The 15,295-nt window shown below is 67.3% G+C and carries 16 protein-coding genes; 3 read left to right on the top strand and 13 right to left on the bottom strand.

What is annotated here, in order from left to right:
- The first annotated feature begins 102 nt into the window (after positions 1 to 102).
- The 3 genes from XaplCFBP3123_RS00870 (at position 103) to XaplCFBP3123_RS00860 (ending at position 2,760) form a co-directional block, all read left to right on the top strand.
- Complete coding sequence (locus tag XaplCFBP3123_RS00870; RefSeq protein ID WP_104532401.1) at positions 103 to 879, top strand: NAD kinase; 777 nt, start codon at positions 103 to 105, stop codon at positions 877 to 879.
- A gap of 175 nt (positions 880 to 1,054) precedes the next feature.
- Positions 1,055 to 2,020, top strand: a complete 966-nt coding sequence (locus XaplCFBP3123_RS00865; RefSeq protein ID WP_104532400.1) for a 5'-nucleotidase — start codon at positions 1,055 to 1,057, stop codon at positions 2,018 to 2,020.
- The gene (locus XaplCFBP3123_RS00860) at positions 2,017 to 2,760 is read left to right on the top strand and encodes a transferase (protein ID WP_172453030.1); all 744 of its coding nucleotides are present in this window, start codon (positions 2,017 to 2,019) and stop codon (positions 2,758 to 2,760) included. Before XaplCFBP3123_RS00865 ends, XaplCFBP3123_RS00860 begins: the two co-directional genes overlap by 4 nt.
- A gap of 67 nt (positions 2,761 to 2,827) precedes the next feature.
- Here XaplCFBP3123_RS00860 and XaplCFBP3123_RS00855 read toward each other — a convergent pair whose 3' ends face one another.
- The 13 genes from XaplCFBP3123_RS00855 to asnS form a co-directional block, all read right to left on the bottom strand.
- Complete coding sequence (locus XaplCFBP3123_RS00855) at positions 2,828 to 3,394, bottom strand: DUF2939 domain-containing protein (protein ID WP_104532399.1); 567 nt, start codon at positions 3,392 to 3,394, stop codon at positions 2,828 to 2,830.
- Positions 3,395 to 3,518: 124 nt separating this feature from the next.
- Positions 3,519 to 4,205: a DUF2461 domain-containing protein gene (locus tag XaplCFBP3123_RS00850; RefSeq protein ID WP_104532398.1), complete on the bottom strand. Its 687-nt coding sequence runs from the start codon at positions 4,203 to 4,205 to the stop codon at positions 3,519 to 3,521.
- Positions 4,202 to 5,647 carry an exodeoxyribonuclease I gene (sbcB, locus tag XaplCFBP3123_RS00845; protein WP_104532397.1) on the bottom strand — a complete coding sequence of 482 codons (1,446 nt, stop codon included), beginning with the start codon at positions 5,645 to 5,647 and terminating at the stop codon, positions 4,202 to 4,204. The genes XaplCFBP3123_RS00850 and sbcB overlap by 4 nt, the downstream gene beginning before the upstream one ends.
- 106 nt (positions 5,648 to 5,753) lie before the next feature.
- Entirely contained in the window at positions 5,754 to 7,121 is a 1,368-nt protein-coding gene (locus XaplCFBP3123_RS00840; protein ID WP_104533221.1) for an FAD-dependent oxidoreductase, read from the bottom strand.
- A 173-nt stretch (positions 7,122 to 7,294) separates the two neighbouring features.
- A complete protein-coding gene (gene kynU, locus XaplCFBP3123_RS00835) occupies positions 7,295 to 8,566 on the bottom strand; it encodes a kynureninase (protein ID WP_104533220.1) in 1,272 nt (423 codons plus the stop codon).
- 34 nt (positions 8,567 to 8,600) lie between these two features.
- Positions 8,601 to 10,805: an FUSC family protein gene (locus XaplCFBP3123_RS00830; RefSeq protein WP_429001611.1), complete on the bottom strand. Its 2,205-nt coding sequence runs from the start codon at positions 10,803 to 10,805 to the stop codon at positions 8,601 to 8,603.
- Between the two features lie 150 nt (positions 10,806 to 10,955).
- Positions 10,956 to 11,486 carry a 3-hydroxyanthranilate 3,4-dioxygenase gene (locus tag XaplCFBP3123_RS00825; protein WP_104532395.1) on the bottom strand — a complete coding sequence of 177 codons (531 nt, stop codon included), beginning with the start codon at positions 11,484 to 11,486 and terminating at the stop codon, positions 10,956 to 10,958.
- Positions 11,487 to 11,571: 85 nt separating this feature from the next.
- A complete protein-coding gene (can, locus tag XaplCFBP3123_RS00820; RefSeq protein ID WP_104532394.1) occupies positions 11,572 to 12,234 on the bottom strand; it encodes a carbonate dehydratase in 663 nt (220 codons plus the stop codon).
- 90 nt (positions 12,235 to 12,324) lie between these two features.
- Entirely contained in the window at positions 12,325 to 12,963 is a 639-nt protein-coding gene (locus tag XaplCFBP3123_RS00815; protein ID WP_104532393.1) for an FMN-binding negative transcriptional regulator, read from the bottom strand.
- Position 12,964: 1 nt separating this feature from the next.
- The gene (locus XaplCFBP3123_RS00810; protein ID WP_104532392.1) at positions 12,965 to 13,291 is read right to left on the bottom strand and encodes a hypothetical protein; all 327 of its coding nucleotides are present in this window, start codon (positions 13,289 to 13,291) and stop codon (positions 12,965 to 12,967) included.
- Entirely contained in the window at positions 13,288 to 13,593 is a 306-nt protein-coding gene (locus XaplCFBP3123_RS00805; RefSeq protein ID WP_104532391.1) for a hypothetical protein, read from the bottom strand. Before XaplCFBP3123_RS00805 ends, XaplCFBP3123_RS00810 begins: the two co-directional genes overlap by 4 nt.
- Positions 13,590 to 13,844: a hypothetical protein gene (locus tag XaplCFBP3123_RS00800; RefSeq protein WP_104532390.1), complete on the bottom strand. Its 255-nt coding sequence runs from the start codon at positions 13,842 to 13,844 to the stop codon at positions 13,590 to 13,592. The genes XaplCFBP3123_RS00805 and XaplCFBP3123_RS00800 overlap by 4 nt, the downstream gene beginning before the upstream one ends.
- A 1-nt stretch (position 13,845) precedes the next feature.
- Positions 13,846 to 15,240, bottom strand: a complete 1,395-nt coding sequence (asnS, locus tag XaplCFBP3123_RS00795) for an asparagine--tRNA ligase (RefSeq protein ID WP_104532389.1) — start codon at positions 15,238 to 15,240, stop codon at positions 13,846 to 13,848.
- Positions 15,241 to 15,295 lie beyond the last annotated feature (55 nt).

Raw genomic sequence — 15,295 nt, 5'->3', positions numbered from 1 at the left:
CGCGCAGGTGCAGGCGCGGCCGTGCAAGCGAGGGTGGGGCGGGCAGCCAACAAGCCGACCACAGCGCTGCGGTATGCTGATTCGCATGCTCTGGAGTCGACGATGACCGCACCACCCCGGATTGCCTTTCTTGCCAGTCACGCCGAGCCGGCGGTGACCGCACGCGCGCGTCTTGTGCAGCGCTATGGCGATCATCCGCTGGACACCGCCGACATCGTCTGCGCCCTGGGCGGGGACGGCTTCATGCTGCAGACCCTGCACCGGCATGGCGCTGCCAGCAAGCCGGTGTTCGGCATGAAGCTGGGCTCGGTCGGGTTCTTGATGAACCAGTACCGCGACGACGAGGACGACCTGCTCGCGCGTCTGCAACGCGCAGAACCGGCGCATCTGCGCCCGCTGGAAATGCAGGTGCAGACCGAGTCCGGCGCCAGCACGGTGTCGCTGGCCTACAACGAGGTCTCGCTGCTGCGCCAGACCCGCCAGGCCGCGCACCTGAGCGTGGATCTCAATGGCCAGACCCGCATCGCCGAGTTGATTGGCGACGGGGTCATGGTCGCCACGCCGGCCGGCAGCACCGCCTACAACTATTCCGCGCACGGGCCGATCCTGCCGCTGGGCTCGCACACGCTGGCGCTGACACCGATCGCCCCGTATCGCCCGCGCCGCTGGCGCGGCGCCATCCTCAAGGCCGATACCGAAGTGCGTTTCCGCGTGCTGGACCCGTACAAGCGCCCGGTCAGCGTCACCGCCGACTCGCACGAGATCCGCGACGTGGTGGAAGTGACCATCCGTGAATCCACCCAGCGCCAGGTGACGCTGCTGTTCGATCCCGAACACAATCTGGAAGAACGCATCTTCAGCGAACAGTTTGCGGTCTGAGGGGCCGGGAGTGGGCATTGGGGATTCGGGATTGGCAACGGCAGCAGCGCGACGTGCAGCCGAGCCTGCACGTGCCCAAGGTACGATGCAGTGCAAGTAACGATCTCAAATCCCAGAAACTTCGTTTTTGCTCCAACCCATTCCCCAATCCCGATTCCCCATTCCCGGCACCCCAATGGCTGATAATTCCCCAAGGCTCCTGACCGTCGCGGTGACCTCGCGCGCGCTGTTCGATCTCGAAGAAGGCCATGCGCTGTTCGAGGCCGATGGCGTGGAGGCGTATTCGGCGTTCCAGCGCGAGCATGAGGACGACATCCTGGAGCCGGGCGTCGCCTTTCCGGTGGTGCGCAAGCTGCTGGCGCTCAACCACGATGTGCCCGAAGAAACCCCGCGTGTCGAAGTGATCCTGCTGTCGCGCAATTCCGCCGATACCGGCTTGCGCATCTTCAATTCGATCCAGCACTACAACCTGGGCATCGTGCGGGCGACCTTCACCTCGGGTCAGCCGACCTGGCCGTACGTGAAGCCGTTCGGCACCGATCTGTTTCTGTCGGCCAATCCGGAATCGGTACGCCGCGCACTCAGCCATGGCATCGCGGCGGCGACCATCATGCCGCGCGCGCCGGGCGAGCGCGCCGAGGCCGCGGCGGCGATCGTGGACAACGACGAAAGCCGCCTGTCGACCCAGCTGCGCATCGCCTTCGACGGCGATGCGGTGATCTTCGGCGACGAGAGCGAACGCATCTCGCGCGAGCAGGGCGTGGAGGCGTTTGGCCGCCACGAGCGCGAGCGTGCGCGCGAGCCGCTGTCGGTCGGGCCGTTCCGCAATTTCCTGTCGGCGCTGCATGCGCTGCAGGCGGCATTCCCGCCGGGCGAGGCCTCGCCGATCCGCACCGCGCTGGTCACCGCGCGCTCGGCGCCGGCGCACGAGCGGGTGATCCGCACCCTGCGCGAGTGGGGCGTGCGTCTGGACGAGGCGCTGTTCCTCGGCGGGCGCCACAAGGGGCCGTTCCTGGAGGCGTTCGGCGCGGATATCTTCTTCGACGATTCGCAGCACAACATCGACAGTGCGCGCCAACACCAGCATGTGGCGGCCGGTCACGTGCCGCATGGCGTGGCCAACGATCCGCAGGGCAGGTGAGCGAGGCATCGAAGCTGTCTGGGCGCGCCGCGCTGCGCTCCAGCTGGCGCCAACTGGAGCTGTATTTCGCCGAGGACACCGTCCAGACCCGCATGTCGCGCTGGGCGCCGTTGCGGCTGATGCTGCCGTATACGCGCAGCATGCTGGCCGCGCTGTGGCTGCAGCCGCGTCCCGGGCGCATCGGCCTGATCGGCTTCGGCGGCGGCGCGCAGGCCAAGTTCTGTCACCGCTATCTGCGCAGCACGCGCATCGAAGCGGTGGATGCCGATGCGCAGGTGCTGGCGTTGCGCGATGCGTTTGGCGTGCCACGCGACGATGCGCGGCTTGAGGTCACGCACGGCGATGGTGCGCAGTGGATCGGCATGCGTGCCGGGCGCTACGACCTGTTGCTGCTGGATGCCTACGATGCCGATGGCATTCCACCGGCGTTGTGCACGCCCGAGTTCTATGCCGATTGCCGCGCTGCGTTGACGCCCGGCGGTGTGCTGGCCCTGAACCTGTTCCAGGTGACGCTGGCCGGGCATCTGGCCGCGCTGCGCGAGGTGTTCGAGGGGCGGGTGCTGCTGTTGCCCGAGCCGGATCCGCGCAACCAGGTGCTGTACGCCTGGAACGGCAAATGCACGCCGGGCACTGCGGAGCAGGCGCTGGCGGCGTTGCCGTGGTCGGCGCGCCGGCAGTTGCGGCCTGCGATACTGCGGCTGCAGGCAGCGTGGATGGAGCGGGCCTGGTGGTCTTCGTGAGCCGCTGTCCGGTGCCCGTCGTCAGCCTGCGAACGCGAAAATCTCAACATCGTTCGCAGGCGCGCGATTATGGGGTCGGCGGATTTTCCGCATCTGCCAGCGGCAAGCGGATATCGGTCAATCGCCAGCGCAGGCCTTGCCGGGTCAGCACGAACACCACCGGCGCTCCGGTCGCGGTGCGGGTGGTCGCGGTGAAGCGGCGGGTGGATTCGAAGCGCTGCTGGGCGCCTTGCAGCGGACGCGCCGGCGCCGGTGCCGCATAGGTGTCCGGGCTGACGGTGGTGCCGGTAACGCGATTCCACACGCTATGGCCCTGCAGCAACGCACCGATGCCCAGCGGCGTCACCAGCGTGTCCACGCCGGCACCGCTGATGCCGCTGGCAAGCTGCAGGGCAAAGCCGCCGAGCAGGCTCGATTGCATGCGGCTGCCGGCCTGGCGAATCAGGTAGTCGTCCAACTGCGCCTTGAGGTTGACCCGCAGGCTGGGGAAGTCCACGTGGCGTTCCAGCTGCGCGGTGTCGCGATTGGCGACTGCCTGGCTGATGCCGCGAATGGCCAGGTACGGGCCTGCAACCACATAGCTGGCAAGCAGCAGCACGGCCAGTATGGGCAACAGCAACCAGCGTTTGTTCATGGTGTGCAGTCCGTGGCTGTGGTTGGCGCAAGACGCACCGGTGCACGGCGCCACGCAGCGATGGACCGCTTCGGTGTGCCGATCGCCGGCGCCGCGTCGATTGCTGCCGGCGCCGTGCGATGCATCAAAATTCCAGATCCAGCGCGGCGCACAGATAATCGACGAACGGCGCCAGCACCACCAGGTCCGCTTCGATGGTCTGACGCAGGCGCGGGCCGGTCATGATGGCATCGTCGAGATGACGCAGATACGCCCAGTTGCGATGCTTGAGGTCGTCGATGAAGGCGAAATCGTTGGGAAAGCCGCGCGGCGCACGCACGAGTTTCTCGCTGTCGTCCAACGCGAATTTGCGGCGTAGTTTTGGCTCGTAGGCGGCCGCTTTCCAGTTGGCGGGATTGTCGAAGATGAACTGGCGCAGCTTGCGCTGGGTGTCCGGCTCCGGGTGCCACAGCCCTGCACCCACGAAACTCTCGCCCGGCTGCAGATGGATGTAGAACGACGGCGCCGGCACCTGGCGGCGGCGCTCATGGAACAGGCGCGCGCCTTGCCAGTTCTTGTATGGCGATTTGTCGTTGGAAAAACGCGCATCGCGGTAGATACGAAACAGCGAGCCGCCCTGGGTCTTGGGATCGGCGCGATAATGCTCGCTGACCTGCGCCACCGCGGGCTGCAGGTCGGTAATCAGCTGCAGGAACGGCTGGCGCACGTGCGCCTCGTACTGATGCCGGTGATCGTTGAACCAGGTCTTGTCGTTGTGGCGGGCCAGGGCGCGCAGGAACTTGAAGCTGGCATCGGAAAAATAGGTGGTCATAGCGTGCGTTGGAGGTCCAAACCCCAGGCGGCGAGCTGGTCGAGCAAGGACTGCTTGGTAGCATCGTCCGGGTGAGCAAGCCGTAAATCCGCGATCTGCGCATGGAACTGGTCGAGCGTGACCTCGCCCAGGCCACGGTCTTCGAGCAGGCGTTGGCGGCGGTAGACGTTCCAGCGTTCCTGCTCGTCGAACGACAAGGTCTGCGGCCAGTTGCGCGCGCGGTAGCGAAACAGCAACTCGACCAGGCGCGGATCGCGAAAGCGCGCTTCCAGCGCGCCCAGCTCGGCCGGTGCACTGGCGCGCACCTGCGCCAGCAGGCGCTTGTCGCCTTCGGCCAGGAAGCCGTCATACAGCGAGGCATCGGCATCGTTGACCGCCGGTGCCGCAGCGCGCTCGTTGCCGTAGACCTGACGCACCTTTTCGGCCAGTTCGGGGCCGAGCGCGCGCAGGCGTGCAGCCTTGGCCAGCACCGCGTCCGGGTCGATGCCCAGGCGCTGGAAATCCGCCGCGCGCAGATGCTGCCAGGCCACCAGCGCCGGCGACTTGTTCACGTGCACTTCCTTGAGCGGAATGCGCTGCTCGCCTTCGGGCAGGTCGGCGGCGCGGATATACAGCCGGTCGGCGATCTCGTCGGGGCTCAAGCGCAACAGCACTTCAGGGTCGCCTTCCAGATCGAACACGATCACGCGGCTGTCGATACGCGGATGGCGCGTCAACGGCAGCACTGCGGCAGCGCACATGCGCGAGGCGGGATAGCGCTGCGAGACATGCAGCACCGGCTGCATGCCGATGACGTCCAGCAGCGTCGCCGCAAAGCGCTTGTCGCGCAGACGCAGCGCATAATCCCATAGCTTGGGTTGATGCTGCTGGAACTTGCGCGCCATGCCGATGGTGGCGTACACGTCTGACAGCGCCTCGTGCGCATCGCCTTCGCGCACTGCGTTGGCATCGGCCAGGTGTTCGAGCTTGAACGAGGTGGCGCCGTCTTCGCGCTGCGGCCAGACGATGCCGTCCGGGCGCAGCGCATGCACCAGCCGCAACACGTCGAGCAGGTCCCAGCGCGAATTGCCGCCGCGCCACTCGCGCTCGTACGGGTCGTAGAAATTGCGGAATAGTCCGCAGCGCACGAACTCGTCGTCGAAGCGGATCGAGTTGTAGCCCAGCGTGCAGGTCTGCGGCCGGCTCATCTGCTCGCAGATGCGCGCGAACGCTTCGGCCTCGCTTACGCCTTCGCGCAGCGCGTGCTGCGGGGTGATGCCGGTGACCATGGTCGCGTACGGGGAGGGCAGCAGGTCGTCGGCCGGCTGCACGTAGAAACTGATCGGTTCTTCGATCACGCGCAGCTGCGCATCGGTGCGCACCGCGGCGAACTGCGCGATGCGCGTGCGGCGCGGATCCTGGCCGAAGGTTTCCAGGTCGTAGAAGAGAAAGCTGTCAGGCATGCCGTATGAAATCCAGGTCCGCGGCGCGCTGCGGAGGGCGCCGCCAGTGCTGCCTAGTATCTCTTATTCGCGCGCCGGCCCGCTGACGCCGGCCTGTGCAGGTGGATCAGTGCGCGCCTTCCAGCGGCTGCAGGCGCGCATGCACGACCGCTTCCAGCGCCGCCCAGTCGATGCGCGACAGGTCGCTGTGCCCGCGCGTGGCCTCGACCAGGATCTGGCGCTGGATCTCGCTGCGCGCCAGGGCGATCGAGTAGCGCGTGCGCAGGAAGGTCACCATCGTGTAATGCGGCACGAAACGGGTGGGCCAGCGTGCCTGCAGCTGCTGTTCGAGCGCGCGCTGCAGCAGGAAGTCGGGATCGTCGACGCGGTCACGCATTTCCAGGTAATTCTCCAGCGCCATCTGCTGGATCGCTGCGGCGTCGTCGCGGCGTGCGGCCTGGAACGCGGCGAACGCGGCTTCCAGATCGTCGTGCGCGTCCAGCTGCTCAGCCAGCGCCACGCAATCTTCGAACGCGCAATTCATGCCCTGGCCGTGGAAGGGCACCATCGCGTGCGCGGCGTCGCCGATCAGCAATGCGCGGCCGCCCAGATGCCAGCGGTCCAGCGTGAGGGTACCGAGCAGGCCGGGCGGATGCTCTTCCCAATGCTCCTTGAGTTGCGGAATCAGCGGCAAGGCATCGGGAAAATCACGCGCGAACAAGGCGAGCGCTTCGTCGCCGGTACGCGTGGTGGCAAAACTGGGCTCGCCGGCATTGGGCAGAAACAGCGTGACGGTGAAGGTGCCGCCGTCGTTGGGCAGCGCAATGCACATGTAGCGCCCGCGCGGCCAGATGTGCAGCGCGTTGCCTTCGATGCGGAACCCGCCGCCGGGCAGCGGCGGAATTTCCAGCTCCTTGTAGGAGTGATCGAGGAATGCGGTGCGCTCGCCCAGCGGCGATTTGCGCTGCATCGCTGCGCGCAATGCCGAGCCGGCGCCATCGCTGCCGATCAGGCTCTGGAAATGGATTTCGTGCGGCTGGTCGTCGCGGTCGTCGATGAAGCGCGCGTAGCCGGCGTCGAAGTCCACCGTGTGCAGGCGGCGATAGAAATGCACGCGGGCACCGGCCTGTTCGGCCAGATCCAGCAGCGCGACGTTCAATGCGGCGCGGTGGATCGACCAGATCACTTCGCTGTCGTCGCGCCCGTAACGCTGCAGCTGCGGCTGCGCGTGCAGCGGATGCACCATGCGCCCGCGCATCATCACCGCCTTGGCCATCACCGCGTTGTCGGCACCGGCCTGGCGCAGTGCATGGCGGCCGCGTTCGGCCAGCGCCAGATTGATCGAGCGGCCGGACTCGTAGCCCTTGATGCGCGGGTCGCCACGGCGCTCGTAGACGGTGACCTGCCAGCCGCGACGCGACAACAGGATGGCCAGCAGGCAACCGGCCAGGCCAGCGCCGATCAGGGTCAGGGAACGGGGAGAGACTGCGCTCAATGCGGTATCCGGCAGCGGCCGGACGCGAGTGCCGGCCAAGAGGGAGGAAGGAGAGTGGCTGGCAGCGGCACCTGCCGTGGCCGGCCAGGTGCGGGTTCGGAGTGTACGTGCGCGGGTGCCGGTTCCGGCTCACGCGCGGCGCTGTTCGCTGGCACAGTCTGTGCCGTACGCGCTCAGGCGGCGGCCCAGGTTTCCACGTGCTCGACCAACTGGTGCAGGTCGCAGAAGCGGTTGTACAGCGGCACCGGTGCGATGCGGATCACGTCCGGTTCGCGCCAATCGCCGAGCACACCCGCCGACTGCAGGTACTCGAACAGCGAGCGCCCCTGCGCGCGGCCGCCGGCCACCCGCAACGACAGCTGGCAGCCACGCTGCGCCGGCTCGGCCGGGGTGACAATCTGCAGCACCTGCGGCACACGGGCGTGGATCAGCTGTTCCAGATGCCCGGTCAGCTGTTCGGACTTGGCACGCAGCGCCGCCATGCCGGCCTGATCGAACAGCTCCAGCGACGCACGCAGCGGCGCCAGCGCCAGCACCGGCGGATTGCTCAGCTGCCAGCCTTCGGCGCCGGGCGAGGGCACGAACTGCGGATCCATGCGGAAGCGGCTCTGCTGCTCATGTCCCCACCAACCGGCCATGCGGGGCAGGTTGCTGTTGGCATGGCGTTCGTGCACGAAACAGCCCCCCACCGCGCCGGGGCCGGCGTTGAGGTATTTGTAGTGGCACCACACCGCGAAATCCACGCCGTCGTCGTGCAGCGTCAGCGCGATATTGCCGACCGCATGCGCCAGATCGAAACCCACCGCCGCGCCCTGTGCGCGTGCCAGCCGCACGATTTCGCCCAGGTCGAAGGCCTGACCGGTGCGGTACTGGATGCCGGGCCACAGCACCAGCGCCAGCCGCGGACCATGCCGGGCGATGGCATCGGCAATCGCCGCCATCGACAGCGTGCCATTGGGTTGGTCGGCTTGCACTTCGATCAGCTGCGTGGCCGGATCCAGCCCATGCAGGCGCAGTTGCGATTCCACCGCATGGCGGTCGGACGGAAACGCGCCGGCTTCGATCAGGATCGCGCCACGCTCGGGCGTGGGGCGGTAGAAGCTGGCCATCATCAGGTGCAGGTTGACGCTCAGCGTGTTCATCGCCACCACTTCGCCCGGCAGCGCGCCGACTACCCGGGCCAGGCCATCGCGCACCAGCTGGTGATAGGTCAGCCACTGGGTGGGACCGGTGAAGTGGCCCTCCACCGCGAGCGCACCCCACTGGTCGAGCACCTCGGCCACCATCGCGCGTGCGGCGCGTGGCTGCAGGCCCAGCGAATTGCCGACGAAATAGGTCTGATCCTGGCCGGCATGCTGCGGGAACACGAAGTCATCGCGCAGGTGGCGCAGCAGGTCGGCGGCGTCCAGTGCAACGGCATGGGCGCGGGACAGCAGGTCGGTCATGATCACGGCTCGCAACGCAGGTCAGTGGCGCAGTTTACCCGCCGGCACCGTGTGCGCCGTCATGCACGGCCGGGGCATCGGCCGAGGCATCGGTAGAGACTTTGGTCGAAGCGGGCCGGGCCGGACGCAACAGATGCGTCAGCGTGCCGATACTGTCGGTGATGCGGTCGATGGTGTCGGCCAGTGCGGCGGTGGCGGGCGAGCCGTCGGGCAGGGCCGCCAACGCATCGGACAGCTGGCGCTCGGCGCTGCGCAAGGTGGCCGCGGCGGGAATGCCGCCGTCGAGCAGGCAGGCGATCAGCTCGGACAGCGCCTGGTCGGCCTGTTGCGCGAATGCGGGCAGCGCCTCCAGGGCAGGCAATGGATGGCCATCGCGCAGTACCGCTTCCAGCGACAAGGTGGCGCGGATCAGCCGGTTGCCGTTGGCCAGCAACGATTCGGCGAGTTTGAGCTCGTGCAGATTGCGCCGGCTGCGTGGCTCGCCGCGCAGGCGTTCGATCGAGGCCTGCGCGTTGGTGCGCGCCACGCGTGCGGCAGCGCGGGTATCGCCCAGATCCTCCATCCTGCCGAGCAAAAGATTGCGCAGATGATCGCGGTAGGCGGTCAGCAGCTGCGCCAGCGAAGCGCGGATATGCCGACGCTCGCGCGTGGGCCACAGCGCGTAGGCGATCAACGCCCAGGCGCTGCCGGCCACCGTCGCCTGCAGACGCGCACCGATGGCCTCGCCCGGTGCCACGCCTTCGAAGGACAGCAGCAGCACCAGCATGCCGGTCAGAAACGCAACGCCGATGCCGTAATTCACCTGCGTCAGCAGGCGGAAGCCCAGGCAGAACAGCGCCAGCAACGCCAGGCGGACGCTCGCGCCATCCATCGCCAGATGCGCCAGCAAGGTCGCCACCAGCAGGCCGACGAAGGTGCCGGCCACGCGCAGGGCGCCGAAGCTGAAAGTGCCGCCGAAATCCGGCTTGAGCACGATGGCGGTGGTCATCGGAATCCAGAAGCCGTGCGGAATCTGCTGCCAGCGCTGGAAGGCGATGGCCAGCGCCAGGCACACGCCGCAGCGCAAGGCATGCCGGAAGGCCACCGAGGACAGATCCAGATTTGCACGCAGCGTGGCCCAGGTCGCCGCGGGCCTGAGTGCCGCCGGCAAACGTGCTTCGGCCAGCTGCGCCTGGATTTCGCCACGGCTGCTGGCCCAATGCGCATTGCGGATCAGGGCGCGCAACTGGCCGCCCAGGCCTTGCGCACGCGCCACCGCCACACGCGCCAGCCGGCGTTCGCGGGTATCGGCGTTGTCGTGCTGGAACTGCGCCAGTGCGGCGACCAGATCATCGAAGCCGGTCATCGAGGCATTGGCGGCGAGCGGGTCTTGGCCCACCGTCATCGCATGCGCGAGCTGTTCCAGCACGATGGCGCCGCGTTCGAGCACGCGCTCGATCGCCGGGCGCGCCTGCGACTCGGTCAGGCGGGTATCGACATCGGCCAATGACAGCAGCTCCAGCCGCACGCGCTCGCACAGCTCGGCGATGATGCGGAAGCTCTGCACGGCGATCGCGCGCGAGCGATGCTCGCCGTGCAGCATCACCATCGCATCGAGCACTTCCTGGGTGGCCGGCGGCGGGGCGCTGGCTTCCGGACGCTGGCGTGCGATGCCGGCCAGTTGACGCATCAGGTCGGCCAGCGCGAAGCGCTCCGGGCGATAGCGCTGCAACGGCCACGCGGCCAATGCCAGGGCCACCTGGAGCAGGCCGCCGGCAAAGATCAACGCCGCCACGCCCGCTGCCTGCTGCACCGGCAAGCGCATGTCGGCGCTGACCACCAGCAGGATCATGCTGGTCAACCCCACCCGCGCCGCCACCGGGCCGAGCGCCACCAGCAAGCCGCCGCCAAGGCCGAGCAGCAGCCCGGCGATCACCAGTGCCGGCGTGTTGTGGCCGACCCAGATGCCGAGCAACGCGGCCAGGCCGGCTGCCAGCGCCGCCATCAGCATGCGTTGCAGACGCGCGCGATACGGGCCGGGCTGGTCGGTGAACATGGTATTGAGCGCGCCGGTACACACGGCCAGGCCGGCGGCGACGTGCCCGGTGGCCACACCGACCGCCAGCGGCAGCACCACCGCTGCGGTATTGCGCAGCGCGACGCGCAGCGGCACGTCGCGCGGTTTGAGGTCGATCAGCGTGCGCAGCATGGCATGGGGTTCAACGCGGACGCACAGCGTGGCTGCGGCGCGCGCATACAGTCGAAACGGAGTGCGATGCGGACAGCTGCATCGTCATTGCGTTGCGCGGCATTGCGATGTCGCCGTGACGCGCACACGACCGGCCGCCGAGCGAACGCGGTCGAAGACCTGCGCAACGCGTGCCCGGCAGTGCCACGCGCCATGGCCCGCTCATGCCTGGACAGCGGCATAGCGCTCCGGCGCAGGGTGCAGATGCCCGCACTGGGTGCAGGTGCGCAGCGCGAGCGAGCGGTAGAAATGATCGAACACCGGCGGAAAATCGGTTTCGATGTCCTGCAGCGGAAACATCGCCTCGTACAGCTTGTGATTGCACTGCGGGCAGTACCACTGCAGGCCGTCCTGCTCGTTGGGCAGGCGCTCGCGTTCGATCACCAGGCCGATCGAGCCGGCCGCGCGCTGCGGCGAATGCGGCACCTTGGGCGGCAGCAGGAAGATCTCGCCGGCGCGGATCGGGATGTCGCGTGCGACGCCTGCGTCCTGCACCTTCAGCACCATCTGTCCTTCGAGCTGGAAGAACCACTCCGGGCCTTCGTCGTAGTGATAGTCGGTGCGCGCATTCGGCCCGCCGACGATCATGATGATGAAGCCGTCCTGCTGGATGCATTTATTGCCCACCGGCGGCTTGAGCAGGTGGCGGTATTGCTCGATCCAGGCATGCAGGTTGATCGGCGGGACCAGCATCGACGTTCCTCGGCAAAGAAGACGTCCAGCATAGCCAACCGACGGCGCCGATGGGCGCCGCGGCGGGACGGTGTGCGGGTGCGGCTCAGCGTTCGGCGTGATCGGCCTGGATCTGCGTCAGCGCGGCGTCGTAGCGTTCCTGCAGCAGCTCGGGGCGGTCGATCGACATGCCCAGGTCGTGCGCACGTCCGTCGCGCAGGCTGTAGACCCAGCCATGCACGCACAGTTCCTGGCCGCGGTCCCAGGCATCTCGCACGATGGTGGTGCGGCAGACATTGACCACCTGCTCGAGCACGTTGAGCTCGCACAGGCGCGCATGCTGCACCGGCAGGTCGCCCGCGTCGTGCAGGCACGCCTCGTGCTTGTCGGCCACATCGGTGACGTGGCGGATCCAGTTGTCGACCAGGCCCATGCGCTTCTGGGTCAGGCTGGCAAACACGCCGCCGCAGCCGTAATGGCCGACCACCAGGATGTGCTTGACCTTGAGCACGTCGACGGCGAACTGGATCACCGACAGGCAGTTCAGATCGGTGTGCACCACCACGTTGGCGATATTGCGATGGACGAACACCTCGCCCGGCGCCATGTCGATGATCTGGTTGGCCGGCACGCGCGAGTCCGAGCAGCCGATCCACAGATACTCCGGCGTCTGCTGGGTGGACAGCTTGGAGAAGAATTCCGGGTCCTCGTGACGGATGCGCTCGGACCAGGCGCGGTTGTTTTCAAGCAAATGGTTGAGCTCGTTCATGCGCGCAGTATTCCAGAGGACGAAGGGCAGTGTGTGATCGACAGATGAGCGATAGGCAGTGATGCTGAAATCGACGCTGTATGGGGCCGCTCAGGCCGCGCCATCGCGTGCCTGCAAGGCATCGCGCATCAGCGACGCCAGCTCGCGGGAGTCGGTGGACGCCTGTTGCTGCAGTGCATCGCTCACGGCAGCAACATTACCGGCCGGGTGGTTCTGGCTGAGCTTGAAGGTCAGCTCGATGCGGCTGGGAACGAAGCGGAAGCCGACCAGGCCGCGCAGCTGGCGGCGGTGGCTGTCGCGCTCCATCTCGAACAGCCAGTCGCTGCCCACGCGCTTCTCGAAGTGCGTGCTCGTGCGGCCGATCAGATCGCCCAGCTCCGCCTCATCGCTGACCTGCTCGCACCGTCCATGCAGATGCGCCACGGCGTAATTCCAGGTCGGCACGCGTGCGGCCGCTTCCTTGTCCAGATACCAGCTCGGCGACACATAGGCGTGCGGACCCTGCACCACGATCACCGCATCGCCTGGGCTGCGTGCCTGCGGATTGGGGCGCGCCCAGTGGCCTTCGATGATCACTGCCTGCGCCTGACGTCGGTACAGCACCGGCAGATGCGAGATCGCCGGCTGCCCGTCGTCGCCCTGGCTGATCACGGTGACGAACGGGTCGCGCGCGATCAGCCAGTCCAGCAAGGCCAGATCGGTCTGTGCGAACGTGCGTGGGGCGTACATGTCAGGCGCGACCGCCCAGGGTCAGCACCATGCGTTCGCGCAGGTCCGGATCGTCGCCGCCGCGTGGCGGCGACACCTCGTCGAGCGAGAAACCACGCATCAGCGCGTCTTCTTCGTCCAGCCCGTCTAGCGCGACGAATTCGGCATCGAACAAGGCCGCGCGGGCGCTGTCTTCGCTGTCGTAGGGCAGGATCTTGCCATCGCTGTCCAGGACCTCGGCGGTACCGGCCTGCTTGACGCGCAAGCGCGCCCAGATCAGCGTGCGGCCGATCGTGGCCAGCCACCACGAATCGTGGTCGTCCTGTGCGGTGTCTTGCTGTGTATTCATGGCATTACCTTGGAAAGCAGGCCGAGCAGGGCCGCCATGCCCAGGCCGAAGAAGATGGTCAGCAGCGACAGCCAGGCGGGTGTGGCCAGGCCGGACAGCGCACTGTCGCGATGGCTGCGGTAGCGCCGCGTCAGCAACCAACGCAGCCCCGCAGGACTGATGAAGGCCGGCTCGCCGAAACTGGCCAGCGTCTCGGGATGACGGTCGCGCAGGTGCACCAGCGTCAGTGGCCAGAAGATCAGCAAGGCGGTGAGCCCGGCGACGGCGACACCGACAAAACACAGTGCGAAGAACAGGGTCATGTGCCCGCCGGCCTCAGTGCGCGTTGGGGAAGTGCTGCGCCGACCACCAGCGCAGCGATGGTCCACCATAACGGACGCACGGCATGGATGATCGCCCTGCGTGCCGTGTCGCCCTGCCACCAGGCACCTGGACTCGAATGCGCCGCTGCCAGCTGCGCCAGCCGGACGCCGCGCACGCCGGCGCTGCCGGCGCCCGGCAACGCCACTGTGAAGGCCGGCAACTGCAGCGTGCTGGCGGCCAGCAGGCTCACATCAGAACTCGGCACTGCCCGGCGCGCGCGGGTAGGGGATGGCGTCGCGGATATTGCTCAGCCCGCACACGTAGACCACCAGGCGCTCGAACCCTAAGCCGAAGCCGGCATGCGGCACCGAGCCGTAGCGACGGAAATCGCGGTACCAGCTGTAGTGCTCCTGATCCAGGCCGAACTGCGCCATGCGTGCATCCAGCACATCCAGGCGCTCTTCGCGCTGGCTGCCGCCGATGATCTCGCCGATGCCCGGCGCCAGCACGTCCATCGCCGCGACGGTCTTGCCGTCGTCGTTCAGGCGCATGTAGAAGGCCTTGATGTGCTCAGGGTAGTTGGTCACCACCACCGGGCGGCCGATGTGTTCTTCGGTCAGCCAGCGCTCGTGCTCGGTCTGCAGGTCCAGGCCCCATTCGACCGGGAAGTCGAACTTCCTGCCCGAGTTCTGCAGCAGTTTCACCGCCTCGGTGTAGTCGATCTGCTCGAACGGGGCATTGATGAAGGCTTCCAGTTTGGCGATCGCGTTCTTGTCCACGCGCTCGGCCAGGAACGCCAGATCGTCGCCACGCTCGTCGAGTACCGCGCGGAACAGGTACTTGAGGAACTGCTCGGCCAGGCGCGCGTCTTCGGCCAGATCGGCGAAGGCGATTTCCGGCTCGATCATCCAGAATTCGGCCAGATGGCGCGTGGTGTGGCTGTTTTCGGCGCGGAAGGTCGGGCCGAAGGTGTAGACCTTGCTCAGCGCCAGGCAGTAGGCCTCCACGTTGAGCTGGCCGGACACGGTCAGGAAGGTTTCCTTGCCGAAGAAGTCGCGGCTGAAATCCACCGCGCCGCTGGCATCGCGCGGCAGGTTGACCATATCCAGCGTGGAGACGCGGAACATCTGCCCGGCGCCTTCGGCGTCGGAGGTGGTGATGATCGGGGTGCTGATCCAGTTGAAGCCGTTCTGGTGGAAGAAGCGGTGCACCGCCTGCGCCAGACAGTTGCGGATGCGGGTGACCGCGCCGAACAGGTTGGTGCGCGGGCGCAGGTGCGCCACTTCGCGCAGGAACTCCGGCGACATCGGCTTGGGCTGGATCGGGTAGGTCAGCGGGTCCTCGACCCAGCCGACGATCTCCACGCCACTGGCCTGGATCTCGAACGACTGGCCCTTGCCCTGCGACTTCACCAGCACGCCCTTGGCGATCAGCGAGCAGCCGCTGGTCAGGCGCTTGATCTCGTCGAAGTTGGGCAGGGTGTCGTTGGCCACCACCTGGATCGGAGCGAAGCACGAACCATCGGTCACGTTGATGAAGGCCAGTCCGGCAGATCCGCGCAGCGTGCGCACCCACCCCCGTACCGTGACTTCGCCGCCTTCCGGGAGTTTTCCCGCAAGCGCATGTTCAACGCTGACCACCGTCATGACTTGTCCTCGCCGTAGCGACTTTGAATGGTCTGCGAGTTTACTGGCTGCGGGC

The sequence above is a fragment of the Xanthomonas arboricola pv. populi genome (assembly GCF_002939945.1).
GTDB lineage: Bacteria > Pseudomonadota > Gammaproteobacteria > Xanthomonadales > Xanthomonadaceae > Xanthomonas > Xanthomonas arboricola_A.
The sequence above is the reverse complement of the archived record's forward strand: the minus strand, read 5'-3'. Positions and strand labels throughout refer to the sequence as shown.

Coding starts and splice junctions, on each gene's coding strand:
- XaplCFBP3123_RS00825 (WP_104532395.1), bottom strand. CDS start 11,486: ATGCTGGTCCCGCCGATCAACCTGCATGCCTGGATCGAGCAATACCGC.
- XaplCFBP3123_RS00870 (WP_104532401.1), top strand. CDS start 103: ATGACCGCACCACCCCGGATTGCCTTTCTTGCCAGTCACGCCGAGCCG.
- sbcB (WP_104532397.1), bottom strand. CDS start 5,647: ATGCCTGACAGCTTTCTCTTCTACGACCTGGAAACCTTCGGCCAGGAT.
- XaplCFBP3123_RS00810 (WP_104532392.1), bottom strand. CDS start 13,291: ATGAATACACAGCAAGACACCGCACAGGACGACCACGATTCGTGGTGG.
- XaplCFBP3123_RS00850 (WP_104532398.1), bottom strand. CDS start 4,205: ATGACCACCTATTTTTCCGATGCCAGCTTCAAGTTCCTGCGCGCCCTG.
- asnS (WP_104532389.1), bottom strand. CDS start 15,240: ATGACGGTGGTCAGCGTTGAACATGCGCTTGCGGGAAAACTCCCGGAA.
- XaplCFBP3123_RS00865 (WP_104532400.1), top strand. CDS start 1,055: ATGGCTGATAATTCCCCAAGGCTCCTGACCGTCGCGGTGACCTCGCGC.
- XaplCFBP3123_RS00855 (WP_104532399.1), bottom strand. CDS start 3,394: ATGAACAAACGCTGGTTGCTGTTGCCCATACTGGCCGTGCTGCTGCTT.
- XaplCFBP3123_RS00815 (WP_104532393.1), bottom strand. CDS start 12,963: ATGTACGCCCCACGCACGTTCGCACAGACCGATCTGGCCTTGCTGGAC.
- kynU (WP_104533220.1), bottom strand. CDS start 8,566: ATGACCGACCTGCTGTCCCGCGCCCATGCCGTTGCACTGGACGCCGCC.
- XaplCFBP3123_RS00805 (WP_104532391.1), bottom strand. CDS start 13,593: ATGACCCTGTTCTTCGCACTGTGTTTTGTCGGTGTCGCCGTCGCCGGG.
- can (WP_104532394.1), bottom strand. CDS start 12,234: ATGAACGAGCTCAACCATTTGCTTGAAAACAACCGCGCCTGGTCCGAG.